The organism is Seonamhaeicola sp. S2-3, assembly GCF_001971785.1.
Taxonomy (GTDB): Bacteria; Bacteroidota; Bacteroidia; order Flavobacteriales; family Flavobacteriaceae; genus Seonamhaeicola.
Window position 1 is genome coordinate 921,918 of sequence record NZ_CP019389.1, and the last position, 23,212, is coordinate 945,129.

Below are 23,212 nucleotides of genomic sequence, written 5' to 3' on the forward strand. Positions count from 1 at the left end.
TTTCCTGCCTTATTTAGTATGATTTACGCGTCAATATTTGCGTAAATTGCATTTTTTTCAATAAAATCTCTACGTGGGGGTACTTCATCTCCCATAAGCATAGAAAAAATTCTATCAGCTTCAGAACCATTTTCAATTTGTACTTGACGCATAGTTCTAAATTCTGGATTCATGGTAGTATCCCATAGTTGTTCTGCATTCATCTCACCAAGACCTTTATAACGCTGTATTTTACTTCCATCTCCAAATTCAGCAATTATCTCATCTCGTTCTGCATCAGACCAAGCATAACGTTTTTTGGCTCCACGTTTTACCAAATATAATGGAGGTGTAGCAATATAAACGTGTCCGTTTTCTATCAACTCCCTCATATATCTAAAGAAGAATGTTAAAATTAAAGTTGCAATATGACTACCGTCAATATCGGCATCACACATAATTACAATTTTATGATAACGTAATTTTGAAAGGTTTAAAGCTTTACTATCTTCTTCTGTTCCAATAGTTACACCAAGTGCTGTAAAGATATTTTTAATTTCTTCGTTTTCAAATACCTTATGCTGCATTGCTTTTTCAACATTCAATATTTTTCCTCTTAAAGGAAGAATAGCTTGAAATGCTCTATCTCGTCCTTGTTTAGCAGTTCCCCCTGCAGAATCTCCCTCTACTAAGAACACTTCACATTTTTCAGGATCTTGCTCAGAACAATCACTTAATTTCCCTGGCAACCCTCCAACACTCATAACAGTTTTACGCTGCACCATCTCACGCGCTTTTTGAGCTGCATGACGTGCTTGAGCTGCTAAAATTACTTTTTGAACAATAGTTTTAGCGTCATCAGGATGTTCTTCTAAGTAATCTGTTAACATCTCTGAAACTGCCTGACTTACAGATGAAGAAACCTCTCTATTTCCAAGTTTTGTTTTGGTTTGACCTTCAAACTGAGGTTCTGCCACTTTAACAGATATAATAGCTGTTAAGCCTTCACGGAAATCATCTCCTGCAATATCAAACTTTAACTTATCTGTTAAACCAGAAGAATCTGCATACTTTTTTAGTGTGTGTGTTAAACCACGTCTAAAACCAGTTAAATGTGTACCTCCTTCATGTGTATTAATATTATTTACATATGAGTGTAAATTTTCGGCATATGAGGTATTGTAAATCATGGCAACCTCAACTGGAATACCATTTTTTTCACCTTCAAACGCAATAACATCTTGCATTAATGGTTCTCTTGTTGCATCTAAATATTTAACAAATTCTGTTAAACCTTCATCTGAATGAAACGTTTCTGAAATAAAATTACCTTCTTCGTCTTTATTTCTTAAATCTGTTAAAACAACTGTAATACCTTTATTTAAGAAAGCTAACTCACGCAAACGGCTAGCTAATGTATCATAATTGTACTCTAGTGTTTGAGTAAAAATTTGAGGGTCTGGTTTAAACGTAACTATTGTTCCATTTTTATCAGAATCTCCAACTGTTTTTACAGGATAAAGTGTTTTACCTCTTTCATACTCTTGTTCCCAAATTTTACCTTCACGATGTACTGTTGCTTTTAAATGTTCTGATAAGGCATTAACACAACTTACACCTACACCGTGTAAACCACCTGATACTTTATAAGAATCTTTATCAAACTTACCACCTGCACCAATTTTGGTCATTACAACTTCAAGAGCAGAAACGCCTTCTTTTTTGTGTAACCCCACAGGAATACCACGTCCGTTATCTTCAGTTGTAATAGAGTTATCTTCGTTTATAGTTACTTTTATAGTATCACAATGACCAGCTAATGCTTCATCAATAGAGTTATCTACTACTTCATAAACTAAATGATGTAAACCACGTACTCCAACATCTCCAATATACATTGATGGACGCATACGCACATGCTCCATTCCCTCTAGTGCCTGAATACTATCGGCAGAATAATTGTGCTTTTTAGCTTCTTCGCTCATATATGTTTTTTTAATTTAACTTCTAATTTCATCTCATAAAAAAATGACGCAACTGCATCATTCTCATGTATAACAAATATACAAATTATAAAAGCCGTTAAAAAGCTTTTTAGGGAGTTTATACAAAAATTATCAACAATTGTTAATTACGCAAAAATGCCTTAAATCGCCTAAAAAGTGGCTTAAAATCGATTTTAGCCTTATTTTAAGTTTTGTTAAAATTAAATTTTAAAACAATTGCTTAGAAGCTTTTATTTGAATCCAAATTCAATATTATAAATTAAATTTTCCACAAAAAAGCCTACTTCTTTATATGATTTAAATATAAACCTTCACCTTCAATTAATATATCAAATTAAACCTTTAAACGATAGACAAGTTTCAAATTAGAACCTAATTTTTTATTAATTTGATAATTCAAAAGTGATCATAAAAAAAAAGACGTGTAGTTCAATAATTCTACATATATTTGAGCACTAAAAATTGATGATGTTAAATAATAATAACAATAACAACTCTAATAATCCTAACGTATAGGATTAGGAAGGTTATTGTTTAAAAATATATAAAGCCTTCCTTCTACGGAAGGCTTTTTTTAATACAAAAATTAAGAGATGAGTAAAATTATGACAGTCGACGTATTGTCGAGTATTAAAGGCGCTAAACCCTCTGAAGCGGTAAGCAAATTATTTGATGTAATAAAAAATGCCCATACCAATGAGAATACTTTTAATGCCAATAATAATTCGGTTTCTGTTAATGATTTAAGAGATGATGTTGTAATTGAAAGCTCTGATACAGAAAAACAAATTATTAAAGAGAATTTTCCAAAAGAAAAAAATGGATACTTGGTTGTTTCAAAAGTGATAGAAGAATAATGATGGAATCTCAAATACACACAATACACAAAAAACTAGTAAACAAAGAGATTTCTTGTTTAAGCCTAGTAACAGAAAAATTAGAACTACTAAAGAAAAACACCCATAACACCGTTAACAGTTTATTAGAAGATACTGCGTTACAATTAGCAAAAAAAGTAGATGATAAAATTGCTAATGGTGAAGCTATAGGTTTGCTAGAAGGTATTCCCTTTGGCATTAAAGATGTTTATATGGTTGCAGGCACCTATACCACTGCTAGTTCTAATTTATTAAAAAACTATAAATCTGCTTACACAGCTACGGCTATACAAAAACTATTAGATGCCGGTGCTATACCTTTAGTAAAAGAAAATTGCGATAGTTTTGGACATGGTTCATCTAGTGAAAATACCATTTTTGGCGCCGTAAAAAATGCCAAAAACCCAGAACTTGTTGGAGGTGGCTCTAGTGGTGGTTCTGCAGTAAATGTTGCTAAAGACTACACCGTATTTTCCATTGGAGGAGACACAGGAGGGTCTATCCGCCAACCTGCTGGATACAATGGTATTTACGGTTTAAAACCAACTTATGGGCGCATATCAAGATATGGTATTATGGCCTATGCATCATCTACAGATTGCGTTGGTCCCATTGCTAAATCTATTGAAGATATTCGCATTGTTTTAAATACTATGAGTGGTAAAGACGTAAAAGATCAAACTACTTACGCTTCAGCGGAAATTAAGCAGAATACTATTTTAAACTCAGATGGTATTAAAACCGTAGGTTATTTTAAAAACTTTATTGATAGTGAAGCTATAGATAAAGACATCAAAAAAGACTTCCTTTCAACTATTGATAAAATAAAGGCTAAAGGCATAGAGGTTAAAGCTTTAGATTTTTTTGAATCTGACACTTTAGTTTCTACCTATTACACCTTAGCCATGGCCGAAACCGCCTCTAACCTATCGCGTTTAGATGGTACAAACTACGGAAACCGCATTGAAGCCGATAACCTTAAAGAAAGCTATTCTGTTACCCGTTCTGAAAATCTTTCAGAGGAAACAAAACGCAGAATAGTTGGTGGCAACCAAGTGTTATCACAAGGGTTTAGTGATGAAATTTACTTAAAAGGCTTAGCTTTAAGAGATCAAATTTCTCAAAATTTTGAAAACGATTTTAAAGAGGTTGACATCATAATTTCACCCGTAACACCAATGGCTCCACCAAAAATTGGTGATAGCTTAAAAGACCCACTAGCCATGTATTTGTCAGACGCTTATACCGTTGGCTTTAGCCTTGGGCAATTACCAACCTTAACAGTGCCTCAAGGCACAGAAACTGGCTTACAAATTACTGCCGCAAAAGATAATGACGAACTTGTTTTGAAGTTTGCTAACTTCTTAAAAGATACGATATAATGGATTTAGAGCAATTAAAAGAGGCTTTAAAAGCCCACGAATTAGAATTGGTTATAGGACTAGAAACCCACATTAGATTAAATACAAAAACCAAATTATTCTGCTCTTGCCCTAATCAAGAGATTGAAACTCCTAATGAAAACATCTGCTCTGTTTGTACAGGACAAATGGGGGTTTTACCTGCTATTAATAAAGAAGCTATTACCAAAGCCATCTATTTTGGTAAAGCCGTAAAATCTACTTTCAGTAATGAGGTTATTTCATGGGATCGAAAACATTACGAATACCCAGATAACCCTAAAAACATTCAAATTACACAATTTCATCATCCAGTAATACCAGACGGACAAGTATCTTGTTTTAGAAATGATGGGAGTGAATTCACAGTAAATTTAACCCAAGTTCATATAGAAGAAGATGCTGCTAAATTAGTGCACGAGAAAAAAGTTTCTTTGGTAGATTTTAATAAAGCTGGTGTACCTCTTATTGAAATTGTTACAGAGCCATGTATTCATCATATTGAAGATGCTTCAACCTATGCACAATATTTACAACGCATTGTTCAAAATTTAAAAATCTCTGAAGCTAATCTTGAAAAAGGAGAGTTTAAATCAGACGTATCTGTGTCGCTCAGAAAAAAGCGTAGCTACAGCTTAAATCCGCGTACTGAAATAAAAAACTTAAACTCTTTTAAGTTTATGACAGAGGCTTTAAAAGAAGAAGTTGAAAAACAGCTTAACTACTATATAGAACACAAAGAATTTAGACCAGACCAAACAACGGTTTTATTTGATGCCGATTTAAAGCAAACTAAAACCATGCGTAAAAAAGAGTTTGAAGCAGATTACCGTTTCATCTCTGAACCAGATTTACCATTTGTAAATATAAAAGATGTTGTAGAATCTATTGATGTAGATATAAGTTCACTGCCATATGCTGTAGAACGTATTTTAATTAAAGGCGGTGTATTACCACAAGATGCCAAATTTTTTACGGCAGACCCATTACGCTCTAAAACTTTTATGACCATAAACAAAGAGCTTAATGACCCATCGTTTGTTGCTAAAACATTAGTAAATAACATTGGTGCCGATGATTATGCTGACATCTACAGAATTGAGCACCTTATTGAAATTTTTAAACTTTTCAAAGAAGATAAAATTACTTCGGTATTAGTTCAAAATGCCATTACATCGTATTTAAAAGATAGAAATTTTGACTACAATAAGTATTTTGAAGACAACACCATTTCAAAAGAAAAAATTGACAGTGCTATAGCAAAAGTTATTAAAGAAAATGATGCTATAGCTAACGATATTAAAAATGGCAACCAAGGTAAAGCAGGTATTTTAGTTGGTAAAGTTATTGGTATTATTGGTAAAGGTGCATCAGGAAAAGTTATTCGTCAAGGTATTTTAGATGCTCTAGCTGCTGAAAATGTAGTAGATGCTAAAACAGAAAAACAGAAAGAATCTCAGAAAACTCAACCCCAAAAAGGAACTACTAAAGAAGAGGAAGAAACACTACCCGAAATTCCCTTAGTAGTTAAAGATGAGTATAGAACACACGTTGCAACCGATTTATCTGAAGCTTCTATTTCAGAAAAAGTAACACTTTCAGGATGGGTATCTAGTGTTAGAGACCATGGTGAGCTAATGTTTATAGATTTACGCGATTCTAGTAACGAAATTTTTCAAGTGCGTTTAAGCAGAGAAACCTTCCCTAATTTAGATGAATTGGTAAAGTTAAAACCAGAATCTGTTATTATGGTCACGGGTGAAATTGTTAAACGTAAAGAAGATGACTTTAACCCAAGCCTAAGAACAGGAACCATTGAGTTAGAAACTTCAGAGTTAGACATCCTAAACCTTTCAAAAACGTTGCCATTTGAAATTAAACGTGCAACCAAAACCAATGAAACTACGCGTTTTCAATACAAATTTCTAGACCATAGAAATGCCGATGTTCACCGTGTTATAAAAAATCGTCATAGAGTTATTAAACTAATGCGCGATATTTTAGATGCACAAGATTTTCTAGAAATAGAAACACCTATTTTAAGTGCAGGAACCGATGAAGGCGCTCGCGAATTCATAGTACCAACACGTAAAGAAGCTGGAGCTTTTTACACCCTACCACAAGCACCTCAGCAATTTAAACAAATGCTTATGGTGAGTGGTTATGAAAAGTATTTCCAAATAGCACGTTGTTTTAGAGACGAAGATTCTCGTGGTGATCGTCAACCAGAGTTCACTCAATTAGATATTGAAATGGCTTATGCCAGCATGCAACAAATTATAGATTTAAACACCAAAATGTTTAATGAAATTGTAAAGAAAGTATATGGCAAAAAATGGATTTTAAAACCATTCCAAGTATTAACTTATAAGGAAGCCATGGATAAATATGGTTGCGACAGACCAGACCTTCGTTTTGGTTTAGAAATGCAAGATATAACTGAAATAGTTAAAGATACCACCTTCCAAGTATTTAGTAAACCTATTGATGAAGGCGGTATTGTAAAATGCATAAAAGTTTCTGCTAAAGAACAAGGCAACAAACGCATGTCTAAAGGACAAATAGAAAAACTAACAGGCATTGCACAAGATCACGGTTTAGGTGGTTTAGCTTATATTATTGTAAATGAAAACGATTTACAATCACCAATCATTAAATTTTTAGGTGAAGATATAGCTGCAGGAATCATAAAAACTACCAATGCGCAAGTAGGAGATATAGTGTTCTTTTCTGCTGCTGATTATGCCACAGCAAATAAAGCTTTAGATGCTGTTAGACAAGAAATGGGTCGGATGTTAAAGCTCATAAACCCCAAAGAATTAAGACCAGCATGGGTTGTAGATTTTCCTATGTTTGAAAAAACCGATGAAGGTAATTGGACGTTTACACACAATCCTTTTTCAATGCCAGCAACTTATGACATTGAAAAACATATAAACGGTAAAGAAGAAGAAATTGGCTCAATTATAGCACAACAATACGATTTAATTTTGAATGGCTACGAAATTGGTGGCGGTTCTGTACGTGCGCATAAGCCTGAAATTTTAGAAGCTACCTACCGAAACATGGGTTACAACAAAGAAGAAATGATGAAAAGCGTTGGCACTATGTACAAAGCATTCCATTATGGCGCACCACCACACGGTGGTATAGCTTGGGGTGTAGACCGCTTAATGATGATTTTAGAGAAAAAAGCTTCTATTAGAGAAGTAATGGCATTTCCTAAAACTGGTACTAGTGAAGATTTATTATTTGGCGCACCATCACCTTTGTCTGATAAAAAAGTGGAAGAAATGAATGTTAAAATTATGAAAAAGTAATTTTTAATACTTCCTCTAATACATTTTAGCTATGTTTGTTGCTAATGAAAGCAATTAAAATATCTATTTTACTTTTAAGCTTTTCTGTTTTTGCACAATCTAGCTGGAAGCTTGCCCCTAATATTACACCAAATAATAATGGGCAACGGTTTGATGATGTATATTTTTTAGATGAAAATACAGGTTGGGCAGCTAATGGTTATTATGCTTCTGTTTTTAAAACAGCCGATGGAGGTTTAACTTGGACTGAGCAACTCAACGAAGCCAGTCTATCTGGTAGTTATTATTTTAGAAACATCATATTTTTAAATGAAAATATTGGTTTTTTAGGCACTTTAAACAATGTTTTTTTTAAAACCACTAATGGTGGACAAACTTGGAGTGAAGTTACAAACATAACACCAAATCCAAATGCTATTTGTGGGCTAGACGTTGTTGGAACATCAACTATTTATGGTTGTGGCGCTTATTTTGAACCAGCTCATATTATAAAATCTACAGATAGTGGTAACACATGGCAATACATAGATATGTCTACCTATGCAACAGCCTTGGTTGAAATAAAATTCACCTCAGAAACTACAGGCTATGTTGCTGGTAAAAGCACTACAGGTGCAGTTATTTTAAAAACTACTGATGGTGGACAAACCTGGACAGAAATTTACAACTCTAATATTTCTGGTGAATACGTTTGGAAACTACAAATCTTAAATAGCAACCCTAATACTTTTTTTGGTGCTGTTTACAGTACAGCTCCTAACCCTGGAAAATTAATTTCTTCATCTAATGCAGGAATAACTTGGAGCAGTTTTGATGCTCCAGAAAGTGATGTGCAAGCTGTTGGATTTATTAATGAAACCACAGGTTGGATGGGTGGTCATAACACAGGTTTTTACCAAACAGATAATGGTGGACAAACCTGGACTAACCTTAATGTTGGAAGTAATTTAAATAGAATTTTTGTTATTAATGAATCATTAGCTTATGCATCAGGTACTAGTATTTATAAATATACCTCTAAAACTTTAAACACTGAGAGTTTTAATAATGATGTAGCTAAAAATCCATTAGCAATTTTAATAACAAAAAACCCGATAGAAAATACTTTAGAATTTACAATAGATTTTAAAGCACCAGATAATATTCTTATAAACTTATATGATAGTAATGGCAAGTTTTTAAAAAAACTACAACGCGATATAATAACTACCAAAACTAAAAAAGTTTATAATTATAATGTAAACTACCTAGCTAGCGGGCATTATATTATTGAATTCCACAATAATTTAGGCAAAATTTCAAAACAAATAATTAAATTATAGTTTAGAATTTACTAATTATTTTCAGCTTAAATTTCTAACATAATTTATATAAAATTTAACGTTTACACGGTAAGTTTTACCCTAACTTTCAGACAACATCAACTTAAAACCACATAAAATTAAAAACATGAAAAAATTATCTTTTTTAGGTATTGCTACACTAGTTTTAACCTTATTTTTAACTACTAACATTACCGCTCAAGAATTTAGAGGATTAGACAAAAGCCCTATGGATGCTGCTATTTACAGAACCTCTAGAAAGGCTCCTGCCATGGTAAAAGTAATTTATAGCAGACCTCAACTAAAAGGAAGAGAACTAAGTAAATTAGCTCCAAATGGTAAGGTATGGCGAACTGGTGCTAACGAAGCTACTTCTATTACTTTATATAATGATATGAAAATTGAAGGAAAACTAGTTAAAGCTGGAGAATATTCGCTTTTTACTATACCAGGAGACAAAGAGTGGACTATTATTATAAATAAAGATATAAATGTTTGGGGAGCTTATTCTTATAATGAAGCCAATGATGTTATAAGAGTATCTGCCCCTGTGAGCACTGGTGAAAAAACACTTGAAGCCTTTTCTATAGCCTTTACAGAAGGCAATATGCACTTGGGTTGGGGAACCACCAGAGTTACCGTACCTATTACAAAATAACCTTAGAACAGTTTACGATAAAAAAAGCTTCTCAAACCTATAAACTTGAGAAGCTTTTTTTTAATTAAAGGCTATTTAATCCATATCAAAACGGACACCTATAGAAATATTATTTTGATCTACTAACTGATCTTTAAATATGGGAGACAAATCGTATTTAACATACAAAGCCGCATTACCAAACGCCATATACCCACTTAAACCATAAACCAAATCTGTAGTATTAAGTCCGCGCTTTTGCTTTTCTTTAATACGCTCTCCATCTAATTTATATTTTAGTTTTTGGCGGGTACCTATATTAAATCCGGCATAACCACCCAAACCTAGTTTAAATTGTTTTTTAGTTGAATACCTAAAATAAGTGTCTTTTTCTATTTTTTTTGATGGTCCAATTTCAAAATGAACAGGGAATACTAAATTGGTTATTGATAGCTTAGATTTTTTTAAATCATACGGAAATTCTTCTAATTCCGTTAGGTTATCTTGTTTTACAAAATACATGTTGTCTTTAGGTTTTAACCCATTAATTTGAAGAGAATAGCCATACTTGAATCTTAAAAAATTAGAGTTTTTAAAAACACGTGTTTTCCACGCCCACCCAATTTCAATAAAACGAGAGCCTCCAAACTTATACGGAGAATCATCTAAACTCTCTCCTTCAATAATAGCGTTATTTAAACCAAATGCCAATACCAAATCACTGGTGGTACGCTTGTCATATTTTTTAGGTTTGTTTTTACTGTTTATTTTAACTCCTGCAAAACTACCTTCTTCACCTCCTATACTAACCCCTATTTTTGATAAATCTTCATCGTTTTGAGTTTTGTAGCCTTCTTCATTACGTTCTAATAAAGCTATTTTATTATTAATAATAGCTATTCTATTTTCAATATTTAAAGCTCGTTTTTTGGCAACTTCTTGTTTTAAAACTTCGGCTTCTGTATTAGTTATTTCACCTTTTTCTAACCTAATATTTATGGCTTCTACCTCGACTTTCAAAAACTCGCGCTCTTCTTCATTAATCTGTTCTTTAAGCGCTTTTAAAGTTTCTATTTTTTCTTTATTAACTTTAGGAATTGAGTCTTGTGCATTGCTTAATTGCACACATAAACATAGCACCAATAGTGCTAAATAATTAGTAATTGTTTGCATAACTGTTCGTTTATTTAATTGATGAATGATGATTTTCTTTAATTATTACGATTGGCTACTGCTGTTTTTACCGTACCGTAACTTGCCTTTAAAGCTTCAAAAACTTTAGTTCTAAAAGATTTATCTAAATCGGTTTCAACTTCTTGAAGTAGTTTATTAGCATCAACAATTGTAGCACTTTCATTATAGAGCTTTTTTAAAGCAATCTCTCTCTGAGCCTGTTGTAACAACGCTTCTACCTCAGTATCTGTAACTTTATTTTTTTGCTCTTTTAACGCTTTTACTTGTGCTACTACTTGCTGTACTTTTTGTTCTTCAAAGGTTAATGCTTCTTTTAACTCTTTGGTAGGTGTAATAGTTTCTGATGTTTTTGATACTTCTATATTTTCTGAAACTATAACGGGAACTTTATTTAAAATTGGACCAACACTTTTTACTGGTGATTCATCTTTTATTTTAATTCCTGATTTTTGGGTAGTCACTATTTTCTCTTGAGTTTGCTTTTGGCCTGAACTGTATAATGACTTCTGTTCTAATGCTTCGGGTTTATTACCTTTGGGAGTTTCAACTACTTGAGGAGCTATAATTTCTTGTTTATTATCTACCAATTGAGATACAACAAACAACACCCCTACAATACTTGCAGCGACACCGTACCACCAGTATAAATTAACGTGTTTCTTTTTTTCATTAGCATCTAAACGTTCTGACAATTTATCCCAAGCATTAACTGATGGTTTTAACCGTCTTTCTTCAAGTTTGTCTTTTATATGCTTATCAAAATTAACTGGTGCCATAACTTTTTGCTTTATTAGATTTTCTAATTTTATCTTGCAGTATTTTTCGGGCTTTAAATAATTGTGATTTTGATGTTCCTTCACTAACGTTAAGTATTTCAGCTATTTCATGATGTTTATAGCCTTCAATAGCATACATTACAAACACTAATTTATACCCCTCTGGTAGCGCATCAATATATTGCTGTATTTCTGTTACTTCAATATCTGTGTTAATATTATTGGCATACTCATTTGTAATTTCAATATCATCAAAAGGAAGCTCCATTTTTTTTTGCTGCCTTAACATAGAAATAGATTCGCGTACCATAATGCGTCTTATCCACCCTTCAAAACTGCCTTTATGTTTATAACTTTTTAAATTTGAAAACACCTTGAAAAACCCATTAAGCATGGCTTCTTCTGCATGTTGCACATTTTTTAAATAATATCTGCAAACGCTTAACATTTTTGGTGCATGCAACTCAAACAATACGTGTTGCGCCTCACGATTGTTTTTAATAGCTCTTTTTATGAGAGCAGATTCGTTTTTGTGGAGTTGTATAACTTTCAAAAAAGGTTTCATTTGGCTTTATACTATTACAGACGCAAATTTTATGCAAATGGTTGCCTTAGGTTTATAAAATATTTTGAAAGTTAAAATATTTACTGATTATCAGCGAGTTAAAACACTAATGTTTTTAAATTAGTTGTAAAAGATCTTCCATATTATTGAAAGTTTTAGTAGCATGGGCTTTTAATTCATTTTTATAATCACGAGCTGTATATCCAAAAACATCAAAACCACCATTAATGGCAGCCTTAATACCAGATAAACTATCTTCAATTACCAAGCATTCTTCGGGCTTAAAACCCATAGTTTTTGAAGCCCATAAAAACACATCTGGAGCGGGTTTCCATTTTTGAATAGCATAACAGCTAAATATTTTACCTTCAAAATAAGGTAAGAGATTAGTTAATTTTAAATTGAGTTTAATTTTTTCTTCGGGTCCGCTAGAAGCTACACAAAATGGTAAACTTAAATTATCTAAAACATGATGAATACCTTTAACAGGCTCCATATTTTCTTTAAAAGCGGCAAAACTTCTGTTTCTATATTCTTCAATAAAACTGTTGCTTACAGGTTTTTTAGCCAGTTTTTTTATTCTTTCTAAACAGGCATCAATATAACTTCCTTTAAAGTACTTAAAAGCATATTCTAAATCAATATTAGCGCCATACTCATTAGCCATATCAACTAAAACTTGATTGCTGATGACTTCGCTGTCAACCAAAACGCCATCGCAATCAAAGATTATAAATTTGTATTTACTCATAACTAAGGTGTAGAATTTGAAACTTGCAACAATTTTCCGTTGTAATATTTATTTCCTGTGAGTGAGAAATTAAATATATATTCTGCCATTTCTAATGCGTTTATTGGGGCTTGATACCCAGGAAAAGCTTCTTCTAGCATTTCGGTTTGTACGGCTCCCAGTGCCAGTACATTAAAACTAGGACCTGTTTCTTTGTATTCTTCGGCTAAAAGTTCAGACAGAGTTATCACAGCCCCCTTACTAGAACTATAGGCTGCTAAACCCGGAAATTTCATACTTCCCTGCACGCCACCCATAGAACTAATAGTTACCACATGGCTGCTTTTATTCATAAAAGGCATACTGGTTCTTATCATTTCTGAAACCCCAAATACATTGGTTTTATATACTTGTTCAAAATCTTCAATAGTGGTTTCTGCAAATGGTTTATTTAAAAGTGTTCCTGCATTATTAATAAGAATATCAACCTTTTTAAATTTTAGTTCTAAAAAAGTTTCAACCCTTTTATAATCTAATGGGTTACTTAAATCGAAAGGAAAGGTGGTTACATTATCAAACGGAAGCTCAAAAACGGGCTTTTCATTTCTAGATAAGGCTAAAACTTTATGACCTGCTTTTGCGAACAGTTTTACTAGTTCAAAACCAATCCCTCTGCTGGTTCCTGTAATGATGACATTTTTACTCATTGTTCATTTTAATTTCTTTAGACATACTATTAGTCATTCCTTCAATAGCAGGAATCATTTTATTAATAAAGTTCGTCATGTGATTAAAATCCATTTTATCGGTTTCATCATCTACATGATGATAATAATCAAAATTTGTAAAGTCGAAGGTGGAAATAGCATGCGCTGGCACCTTAAATTTGTTGAAAAACGGGAAGTTATCGGAACGTTTAAATAATTTGTATTTCTGTGCTTGTGGCAAGAACCCAACCAAAGATTCACCTGCATAAGTATTTAATTTTTCAGCAATATTAGATTTTTTATATCCTGTTATATAACTTAATTTTTTACCAAAATTTCTAGGTACACCAATCATTTCAAAATTAATCATGGTGTACAAATCTATATTCATTTTCTTTAATCGTTCTGCAAGATGCTCTGAACCTTTTAACCCCATCTCTTCGGCTGAAAATAAGGTAAACAATATGCTACGTTTATTACTTTTAGATTTTGCAAAATATTTAGCCCACTCCATAACCGCAACTGTTCCTGAAGCGTCATCGTTGGCTCCATTTGCAATAGTATCTCCATTAACTCCTTCTACAATACCAATATGATCATAATGCGCCCCAAGAATAACAAACTCATCTTTTAATTTTGTATCATTCCCTTCTATAAACCCTACAATATTATAGCCTACAACATCTTGAATATTAAAGCTATCTCTGTAAGTTTTAAAATAAGGTTTCACCTTATGTTTTTTAAAAAACTCTTCTATATATACAGCTGCTTTTTCAATTCCTTTAGAGCCTGTATTTCTTCCTTCCAATTCATCTGAAGCTAAATATTCTAAAGTTTTTTTAACACTATCTGACTCGGGAAGTACAGGTTGAGATTTGCAACTTAATACTAGTAATAGAGAACAAATGCTTAATACCCTTCTCATAAATTAAAAATTTAAAAATTAAAGATAAAAAAACCTACTTCAAAAAGAAGCAGGTTTTACTTATTTAGATAGTTCGCGCTGTAGCGAACTTATTTCTATCTTAAACTAGCATTGTTACTGGGTTTTCAATATACCCTTTTAAAGTTTGAAGGAATTGAGCACCTGTGGCACCATCAACAGTTCTGTGATCGCAAGCAAGGGTTAATTTCATAGTATTACCTACTACAATTTGACCTTCTTTTACCACTGGTTTTTGCACAATGGCTCCAACAGAAAGAATTGCTGAATTTGGTTGATTAATAATAGATGTAAAATAATCTATACCAAACATTCCTAAGTTAGAAACTGTAAATGTACTACCAGACATTTCATCTGGAGTTAATTTCTTATTTCTTGCTTTACCAGCTAATTCTTTAACCTCTGCACCAATTTGTGGTAATGACTGTTCGTTAGCAAAACGCACAACAGGCACAACTAAACCATCTGGAACAGCAACAGCTACCCCAATATGTACATGGTTGTTTAAACGCATTTTATCATCAAACCACTGTGAATTTACTTGAGGATGTTCTTTTAATGCTAAAGCACAAGCTTTAACAACCATATCGTTAAACGAAATCTTAGTGTCTGGAATAGAGTTAAATTGCTTACGGAAAGCAATAGCATTATCCATATCAAATTCTACCGCTAAATAATAGTGTGGCGCTGAGAATTTTGATTTAGTTAACGATTTAGCAATAGCCTTACGCATTTGAGAATTAGGAACATCTTCATAATCTTCTTGACCTGTTGGAACATATTTACCAACAGCACCTGCAGAAGAACCTGGTACAAAATTCTCTATATCAAATTTTACTATTCTACCATTTTCACCAGTACCTGTTATATGAGCTAAATTAATACCTCTTTCTTCGGCCATTTTTTTAGCCAAAGGAGACGCTAATATTCTTTCTCCAGATTTAGCTGGTTTTTTTGGTTTTGGTGTTTCCTTTTTTGTTTCAACTTTAGGAGCTTCAGCCTTAGGTGCAGGTGCAGCTGGTTTTGGCGCTTCTACTTTTGGTGTTTCTTCTTCTTTACTAGCTACAGATTTAAAGTTTTTAGCTACATCTGAAACATCTGTACCGGCAGGCCCTATTATTGCTAAAAGTTCATCTACTTTTGCTGATTCGCCTTCTTGTAACCCAATATAAAGCAGCGTACCTGATTGGAATGATTCAAATTCCATAGTAGCCTTATCTGTTTCAATTTCGGCTAGAATATCTCCTTCTTCAACAGTATCACCTACTTTTTTAACCCAAAGTGCTACCGTTCCTTCTTCCATAGTATCACTTAAGCGAGGCATAGTTACTACTACAACACCTTCTGGTATATCAACTGATGCTGCTTCTTGCTTCTCTTCGGTAACAGACTCAGAAGTTTCAGCTTTGGCAGGTTCTGCAACTGCTTCTTTATTTTCTTCAGCTGGAGTATCGCCCCCATTTAATAAAGCAGAAATATCTTCTCCTTCTTCTCCAATAATAGCTAATAGTTCGTCTACTTTAGTAGTTTCACCTTCTTGAACTCCAATATAAAGTAAAGTCCCTTCATTAAAAGACTCAAACTCCATAGTGGCTTTGTCTGTTTCTATTTCAGCTAAAATATCACCTTCTTCTACTTTATCTCCTACTTTTTTTAACCACGAAGCTACGGTACCTTCTTCCATGGTATCGCTTAAACGTGGCATATTTACTACTATTGCCATAGTTTATAATTTATGTTGTATAAATGGATAGTCTTCTTGTTCGTAAACCATATCGTAAAGTTGTTGCTTTTCTGGGAATGGAGATTCCTCTGCAAACTTTTCGCATTCTGCTACTCGCTCTTTTACACGTTTATCAATAGCTTTAATTTCTTCTTCTGTAGCGTATTTGTTTTCAAGAATAACATCTTTAACCTGCGTGATAGGGTCTATTTTTTTGTATTCTTCTACCTCTGATTTTGTTCTATAATGCTGAGCATCACTCATAGAGTGCCCTCTATATCGGTAAGTTTTTAGTTCTAAAAATGATGGACCACCACCTTTTCTAGCTCGTTGAATAGCTTCATCAAAGGCTTCGGCTACTTTTACAGGATTCATACCATCAACAGGAGCAGAAGGCATTTCATACCCTAACCCTAATTTCCAGATGTCTTCATGGTTTGCTGTACGTTCTACAGAAGTACCCATTGCGTACCCATTGTTTTCACAAACAAAAACAACTGGTAAATTCCAAAGCATTGCTAAATTAAAGGTTTCATGTAAAGATCCTTGTCTTGCAGCACCGTCTCCAAAACAACAAAGGGTTACAGCATCTCTTCCGTGGTATTTATCTCCAAAAGCTATACCAGCTCCTAAAGGAATTTGTCCACCAACAATACCGTGACCTCCGTAAAAACGGTGTTCTTTTGAAAAAATATGCATAGAGCCTCCCATACCTCTTGAGGTACCGGTTACTTTCCCGTATAACTCAGCCATAACTCGTTTTGGATCTTCACCCATACCTATTGGCTGTACATGATTTCTATAAGCCGTTATCATTTTATCTTTGGTCAAATCCATAGCATGTAAGGCTCCTGCTAACACAGCTTCTTGACCATTGTATAAGTGAAGAAATCCTCTAACTTTTTGCTGTATGTAAACTGCTGCCAGTTTATCTTCAAACTTTCTCCAGAACAGCATATCTTCATACCACTTTAGGTATGTTTCTTTAGTGATTTTTTGCATCGACTAATAAAGGGTTTTAATTAAGCGGAATACAAAAGTAATACATTGGTTATTATTGTAAAAATCTAATTTCATTAAACTAGAAAAAATATTAAAAAAAAGACTCTAAACAAACAATATTACCAATTTGCTAATTTTTTAATATGAAACATATAAGAATTTTAATGTATCCTATTCTTAATATGGCTATAATACAGATTTATCAAAAACTAATGGCAATAAATTAGCTAGCGAATTTGACCTAACAATCTTACCTGTTTCTCCCATAAAATAAATTTCTATAGGCGACTCTTGTTTAATCTCATACTCTGCTATTGCTTGCCTACAAGCACCACAAGGTGGAATTGGCTTATCTGTAACCTTTTTTGTAGAGCCTGCTACAATAGCCATTTTAAGTATTTTAACCTTTGGGAATTGAGCACCTGCGTAATAAATAGCTGTTCTTTCTGCACATAAGCCAGATGGATATGATGCATTTTCCTGATTGCTTCCTGTAATTACTTCTCCGTTTTCTAACAATATTGCAGCACCTACTTGAAATTTTGAATATGGTGCATAAGCCTTTTTACGGGCTTCTGTAGCTTTTTGTAGTAATGAAAAAACATCTTTGGGAAGTGTTTCTATATTTTGATAAACAAAAAAATTAGACTCTATTTTTATTTCTTTCATTTGTTTTTTTATTGTTTCTATAAGGTCTGATGTAATTTGCCATTAAACATTGAGATGAGTAATAAGTTTTTAGTTAATGTGGCGCATTACATTCTTATAAAATTAAGAAACATTTTTAGACAAAAAAACTATTGCCATAGACAATAGTTTTTAATATAAGTTAGATATTTAATAATCTATTAATATTCTTGATATTCTCCTTCGCCTATATTAAACGTTAAAGAAAAACGAAGCGTGTTTTCTAATGGGCTTTGTATTTTTGATGCCGAAAACAAATATGACAAATCTATATTTACAACATTTGCTTTAAAACCGGCTCCTAATGCCAAAAATTTTCTAGCTCCTTTATCTTCACTTTCATTAAAATAACCTGCTCTAAAGGCAAAAGAATCTTGATATAAATATTCTGCTCCCAATGCCCAAGTAAATTCTTTTAACTCTTCGCTAAAACCATCTGGCGCATCGCCAAACGATTGAAACATTCCTGAAAGAAAACTTACATCTGGATCTTTTCCTTCTACTATGATAGTTGGTTCATAACCATTAGAATCAGGATTATTATTTTGCTCTCCATCGCCATCTGTATCAACAAACCCATAAATAGGTGGTGTTGGCACTAATAATTTAGCTACTTCTGCAGTTACCGAAACTTTATTGTAATTATCAAAAATAAAGTCGAAACCACCTCCTAAACGTAAATTAGTTGGTTGAAAGTTTTCAATACCCCCTTCGTCATATTTGTACTTAGGGCCTATATTTTGAATAGCGAAACCACCTCGCCAACGTCCGTTAAAATCGGCATAGGCTTCTTCTTCACTTTGATAGTACCCTGAAATATCTACTCCAAAGGTACTTGCTGGAGAAATATCTCCGTCTACGCCTTGTATACGTAAATCTGAGCGTAAATAACGCATAGCTACAGACATAGCAAATTGGTCACTTAAACGCAACGCATAAGACGCATCTAAAGTGAATTCATTAGGTTTTTGAATTCTAGGCTCATCTTCTGGCCTATCAATAAACTCAATATCTCCTAAAGAAAAGTATCTTAAACTTGCAGCAAAAGCACTACGTTCGTCTAAACGATTAAAATAGGTTAGGTTTCCTAAAAAGATATCGTTTACTAGTTTACTTAAATATGGTGTGTAACTTACTCCAAAACCTGATTTGGTTTCAGAAAAAGCATATTTAGACGAATTCCACTGTTGAGAAAACGCATCAACAGAAGTAGCTACTCCCATATCTCCCATAGCTGCTGCTCTAGCATCTGGCGCTATTAAGAGAAATGGAACTCCTGTGGTAATAACCCGTTTATCTTGATTTTCAAAGATTATCGTTTCTTGTGCATTTAGTTTAACTATAAAAGCGAAGGCAATTAATAGTAATAGTTGATTCTTCATGAAATAGTTTTTATTTAACAAATATAATTTTTTATTAGAGTATAACAAGTTTCTGTATTTTTTCTACTTTTTTATTTAAAAAGCTTGAGTGTACCGTTAATTTATAGATGTATACACCTTTACCTATTTTATCACCAAAATCATCTCTTCCATCCCAAACAATATCTCTAGAAAGGGAACTTGTGGTGATGGTTCCACCTGTTGTTTGCCCGTTTAAGGTTCTAACCAATTTACCAGACACGGTGAATATCTGTATAGAAACGTCTAAAGCCTCCGAACTATTGTGATTGAACCAAAATTCTGTGTAATTTACAAATGGATTGGGGTAATTTAGTACATTATTTATTACTAATTCCTGATCTTGATCATATACTATAAATTGAATTTCAGCTTCTGAGGAGTTGTTATAAACATCCCATGCTTTAAGAGTTAAGGTATGAAGACCTGGTTCTAAATCACTAAACGGAAAACTTACAACTCCTTTTTGGTAATCATCAACTTCTGTTTGATAATAATCATTTAACACATATGGGTTTGTTTCATCTCCATCAATAATTGCTACAATATCATGACCTATGCCACTGGCGGTATTTATGCCATTTTCATCTTCTAATTTTGCTAGTAAAGTTGGAGATTCATTAGTAATGCCTCCAGAAACAAAACTCTCATCGTTCATGTAAAGAGAAATTACTGGTCCGGTATTGTCTTCAGGTGCATTTTCATTAATACCTCCAATCCTTATAACATCTACACTCGCTCCAGTTTGGTCTTCTAAAAGCTCATCATTTTTGGCATAAAAACTAACCTTACCAAAGCCAACAGTTATACCAACATCTTTAGGGGCTATAAAATCAAACTCAAAACTTCCATTTGTAACAGATGCTTGACCTCTAAAGATAATCTCTCCTAATGTTGTAAAATCTAAGGTTACTAACTCGTCGTTTAATTTTGTACCATCATTGGCTAGTGTTTGTCTATCAATAGACTTATCATAAATAGTTGTTGAAAGCACTCCATTATAATCTGTTAACACATTTCCTGATAGATCTGTAACCTCACCTGTTAATTTAACATGACTTAAAGCTTTAATGGTATCTGTTGATTGCCCAATAGGCACATCATTTAATGTAGTTAACCTAATATTTGGTTTTGGGAATGCCAATTTCATGGCAGGGTCTCCTATAAAAAATATAAGACGCCTTTGAGAATTACTTGAAATTGAAGTATCTCCTTTTGCCAACCTTAAGGCTTCTGCTATTGAAGGATATTCATAATCTGAATAACTATCATTATCACTATAAGAAAATAGATATTGCCCAAGTATGCTATTAAAAGTTATAGCAAAATTCACAAAAATTTGACGCGTTGTTGTTATTAGTCCAATAGCCCCTGCCTCATCATTCCAATAAACATACTCACCAGCTGTATCTCTTAAAGGATTATCAAATTTTGTAAACTCACAAGTTACTGTTACAAAACAACTTAATTTATAATAATTACGAAGTCCTTCAATATCTGTTTTTAAAAAAATGCGTTCTTGTGCTAAACCATCTTCACCACCATGTCCAAAATAATTTACCACTAAAGCCCCTTTATCAATAGAGTTAACTAACTCTGTTGTAACTTCTGGATATCTATCACCTCCTGCAGAAGATTCTTGTTGAAAAGCATCACTATGAATCTTAACAACATTTATAAACGGTTTTTTTTCAGACACTAAATCTGCAATATCATCTGTTGTTTCTTGTAAAATACCTTCCCAATCTTCATCAACATCATCAGAAACCACAACAAATTTGTTTCGCCAACTTCCAAAAGCTTCTTTTTGATAATAGGACTCTATTTTATCTACTAATTCTGTTGCTCTTTGTGGTGTATCGGCTATAATTCTACCTACAGCAATATCTAGTCTATCAGCAGTTGACATTGTACCTTCATTATCATCCATCATTCCATAGAAATCATCAGAAACAAAAGAACTTGTTAAATTAAAACTACTGTAAGAATGCCATGAAGGAACTATATTGGTGTTATTTGAAATTCTATCTTTATAATCATAAGACGTATCTCCAAACAAACACAAATATTTTATTCTGTTTTCTGGTGTGCTAGCGTTGTCATAAATATATTTTACTAAGTTTCTAATAGCCCCTATATCTTGATTACCAGTACTAAATTCATTGTAAATTTGACTTAGCGAAACCACTTTAGCATTTAAGCTGTATTGATTTCTATTAATTTCTGCCAAACGCTCTGCTTGACTTAACATATTATCTGGCGAAACAATTAAATAATCAACATCTTGAAAGTTCCCAGAACTATTTTGAAAAATGGTACCTTTAATATTTTGATTAGCTACCGTTGTTTGAGAATCTATCTGAGGAACGAAATAGTCTTGTGGAGTTACAGCTACGTATGTTTTTAAACTTCCTAATGTAGCGGTAAACGTTAAATTATCATTTGCGTTTTCATTTATAAAATTTGAAACATTGTAGATATCTGTAACATCCCAAATTTCAGATACATCAGAAGCATTAGTAATGTTGTACTCTCCTATGCCAGATGCTAGTGCAACAGCATTGTTTTTAAATTGAAATTGATTTCCGTTAAATTTTAAAGCACGTTCTGCTTCAATTGAAATATAATCTAAGTATGCCAAAGCACTTGGATTTCCTTGATTATTATAGTTTAATCCTACTTGAATGTTTGAAGAACTTACACTTACATCTCCTGAGTAAATTGCCTCATTAGCCATAGTTGGAGATGAAGCTGCCCCAATACTTAAATTAGTTATATTGGTTCCGTTAACACTTAAATCCATAGTAGTTGTAGTAGATGACACTGCTGCCACATATACTTTTAACATAATTGGCTCTGTAGTTACTAAATCTGGAAAACTAAAGTCAAAAGTTTTATTACTATCTACATCAAACCTATCACCAAACCAGCGCCTTCCTAAAGAAGCTATGTTATATTCATCAATTTCATGAAATTGATAATCATGAAAAGTGTTAATTATCAAATTTGGCGTTCCTGTTGGTTGAGCAAATGGCTGAATGCGCTTACCAAAACCAGAACCAACATTTATAAAATAGTAAGTTTTATCTGTATAACAATTAATATTTGTGTTACTTTCTGCGTTATAGCCTTTTGGTCCTTGCGCATAAAACAAGATGTAATCTTCATCATCAAAAACACCATCTTCTTCTCCAACAAATTTTATGGCATTTTCAGTTACATCAAAAGAATTCACTTCTGAATTTAAAAACGGAATCATATTACCGCCATTCCCATATAATTTAATAGTTCTAGGATCCACACTATTAACACTAACCCCTAAACGCTGTAAAAAACTTTTAGACAACTTGAATACACCTGTAGTATCAACATAAAAACGATACCACTGACCAGAACTTAAAACCGAATTTGATATTGCATTTGAATTTAACAATTTTCTAGTTTGCAATGTTTTTGCACTACTAGAGGTATTGTAACTTATTTGAAATGAAGTTACTTTTTTAAACGCCCCATTGGCATCTTTTACAATAGGTGTTATCTGAAAAAAAGCATATTGATTATCCCTACCAAAAGAATTTTTTAAACTATACTTTAAGGTACTAGGTATTTTAGATATATCTAAATCGTATAATTCATTTTTTGAAATATACGCATACCTAACATTACTAATATTTAAAGAAGATTCATTAACAGCGCCATTAATTTGCCACTGGTCTGTAAATAACAAACCCTCATCAAAATTAAACGTTATGTTTTCTTTATTAAACGATGGAATTTTAAAACTAAAATCTCCACCAGAAACTGTTTGAGTTCCCTCCCAAACTATAGTATAAGTTTTTTGCTGAGAGTTCCCTAAAACAGAAACAAGTAAAAAAAACAGTAAAATTTTCTCTTTCATTGCTACAATAACGCCATTAAAAGTGTGTTATTATTTAAAAAAACA

At 32.9% G+C, this 23,212-nt stretch carries 17 protein-coding genes; 5 read left to right on the forward strand and 12 right to left on the reverse strand.

Going from position 1 to position 23,212, the window contains the following annotated elements; all coding sequences use genetic code 11:
- Window positions 1-23: 23 nt before the first annotated feature.
- Window positions 24-1,964, reverse strand: coding sequence for a DNA topoisomerase (ATP-hydrolyzing) subunit B (gyrB, locus tag BWZ22_RS04425; protein WP_076698263.1), 1,941 nt, complete (start codon window positions 1,962-1,964; stop codon window positions 24-26).
- Between the two features lie 626 nt (window positions 1,965-2,590).
- Between gyrB and BWZ22_RS04430 the strand changes: the two genes are divergently transcribed.
- From BWZ22_RS04430 to BWZ22_RS04450, 5 genes are all read left to right on the forward strand, one after another.
- On the forward strand, window positions 2,591-2,842 hold the full coding sequence (locus BWZ22_RS04430) for a hypothetical protein (RefSeq protein WP_083692185.1): 252 nt from the start codon (window positions 2,591-2,593) through the stop codon (window positions 2,840-2,842).
- A 2-nt stretch (window positions 2,843-2,844) separates the two neighbouring features.
- On the forward strand, window positions 2,845-4,245 hold the full coding sequence (locus BWZ22_RS04435) for an amidase family protein (RefSeq protein WP_076698265.1): 1,401 nt from the start codon (window positions 2,845-2,847) through the stop codon (window positions 4,243-4,245).
- Window positions 4,245-7,583 (forward strand): bifunctional amidotransferase subunit GatB/aspartate--tRNA ligase AspS, encoded by a 3,339-nt coding sequence (gatB/aspS, locus tag BWZ22_RS04440; RefSeq protein WP_076698266.1) that lies wholly within the window; start codon window positions 4,245-4,247, stop codon window positions 7,581-7,583. The genes BWZ22_RS04435 and gatB/aspS overlap by 1 nt, the downstream gene beginning before the upstream one ends.
- Window positions 7,584-7,627: 44 nt before the next feature.
- The gene (locus tag BWZ22_RS04445) at window positions 7,628-8,905 is read left to right on the forward strand and encodes a YCF48-related protein (protein ID WP_076698267.1); all 1,278 of its coding nucleotides are present in this window, start codon (window positions 7,628-7,630) and stop codon (window positions 8,903-8,905) included.
- Window positions 8,906-9,032: 127 nt separating this feature from the next.
- Complete coding sequence (locus BWZ22_RS04450; protein ID WP_076698269.1) at window positions 9,033-9,563, forward strand: DUF2911 domain-containing protein; 531 nt, start codon at window positions 9,033-9,035, stop codon at window positions 9,561-9,563.
- A 75-nt stretch (window positions 9,564-9,638) separates the two neighbouring features.
- Here BWZ22_RS04450 and BWZ22_RS04455 read toward each other — a convergent pair whose 3' ends face one another.
- The 11 genes from BWZ22_RS04455 to porU all read right to left on the reverse strand — a co-directional run bounded on the left by BWZ22_RS04455 (window position 9,639) and on the right by porU (window position 23,167).
- Complete coding sequence (locus tag BWZ22_RS04455; protein ID WP_076698270.1) at window positions 9,639-10,715, reverse strand: hypothetical protein; 1,077 nt, start codon at window positions 10,713-10,715, stop codon at window positions 9,639-9,641.
- 38 nt (window positions 10,716-10,753) lie between these two features.
- Window positions 10,754-11,512, reverse strand: a complete 759-nt coding sequence (locus tag BWZ22_RS04460) for a hypothetical protein (protein WP_076698271.1) — start codon at window positions 11,510-11,512, stop codon at window positions 10,754-10,756.
- Complete coding sequence (locus BWZ22_RS04465; RefSeq protein ID WP_076702270.1) at window positions 11,499-12,065, reverse strand: RNA polymerase sigma factor; 567 nt, start codon at window positions 12,063-12,065, stop codon at window positions 11,499-11,501. The genes BWZ22_RS04460 and BWZ22_RS04465 overlap by 14 nt, the downstream gene beginning before the upstream one ends.
- 127 nt (window positions 12,066-12,192) lie before the next feature.
- Window positions 12,193-12,828 (reverse strand): HAD family phosphatase, encoded by a 636-nt coding sequence (locus BWZ22_RS04470; protein ID WP_076698272.1) that lies wholly within the window; start codon window positions 12,826-12,828, stop codon window positions 12,193-12,195.
- Window positions 12,829-12,830: 2 nt separating this feature from the next.
- Window positions 12,831-13,514, reverse strand: a complete 684-nt coding sequence (locus BWZ22_RS04475) for an SDR family oxidoreductase (RefSeq protein WP_076698274.1) — start codon at window positions 13,512-13,514, stop codon at window positions 12,831-12,833.
- On the reverse strand, window positions 13,507-14,439 hold the full coding sequence (locus BWZ22_RS04480) for a M20/M25/M40 family metallo-hydrolase (protein ID WP_076698275.1): 933 nt from the start codon (window positions 14,437-14,439) through the stop codon (window positions 13,507-13,509). Before BWZ22_RS04480 ends, BWZ22_RS04475 begins: the two co-directional genes overlap by 8 nt.
- Window positions 14,440-14,539: 100 nt before the next feature.
- Complete coding sequence (locus tag BWZ22_RS04485; RefSeq protein WP_076698277.1) at window positions 14,540-16,180, reverse strand: pyruvate dehydrogenase complex dihydrolipoamide acetyltransferase; 1,641 nt, start codon at window positions 16,178-16,180, stop codon at window positions 14,540-14,542.
- A gap of 3 nt (window positions 16,181-16,183) precedes the next feature.
- Window positions 16,184-17,182, reverse strand: coding sequence for a pyruvate dehydrogenase (acetyl-transferring) E1 component subunit alpha (gene pdhA / locus BWZ22_RS04490; protein WP_076698278.1), 999 nt, complete (start codon window positions 17,180-17,182; stop codon window positions 16,184-16,186).
- A gap of 186 nt (window positions 17,183-17,368) precedes the next feature.
- Window positions 17,369-17,851: a cytidine deaminase gene (gene cdd, locus BWZ22_RS04495; RefSeq protein ID WP_076698280.1), complete on the reverse strand. Its 483-nt coding sequence runs from the start codon at window positions 17,849-17,851 to the stop codon at window positions 17,369-17,371.
- Between the two features lie 179 nt (window positions 17,852-18,030).
- On the reverse strand, window positions 18,031-19,251 hold the full coding sequence (gene porV, locus BWZ22_RS04500) for a type IX secretion system outer membrane channel protein PorV (protein ID WP_076698281.1): 1,221 nt from the start codon (window positions 19,249-19,251) through the stop codon (window positions 18,031-18,033).
- A 34-nt stretch (window positions 19,252-19,285) separates the two neighbouring features.
- Window positions 19,286-23,167: a type IX secretion system sortase PorU gene (porU, locus tag BWZ22_RS04505; RefSeq protein ID WP_076698283.1), complete on the reverse strand. Its 3,882-nt coding sequence runs from the start codon at window positions 23,165-23,167 to the stop codon at window positions 19,286-19,288.
- Between the last annotated feature and the right edge of the window lie 45 nt (window positions 23,168-23,212).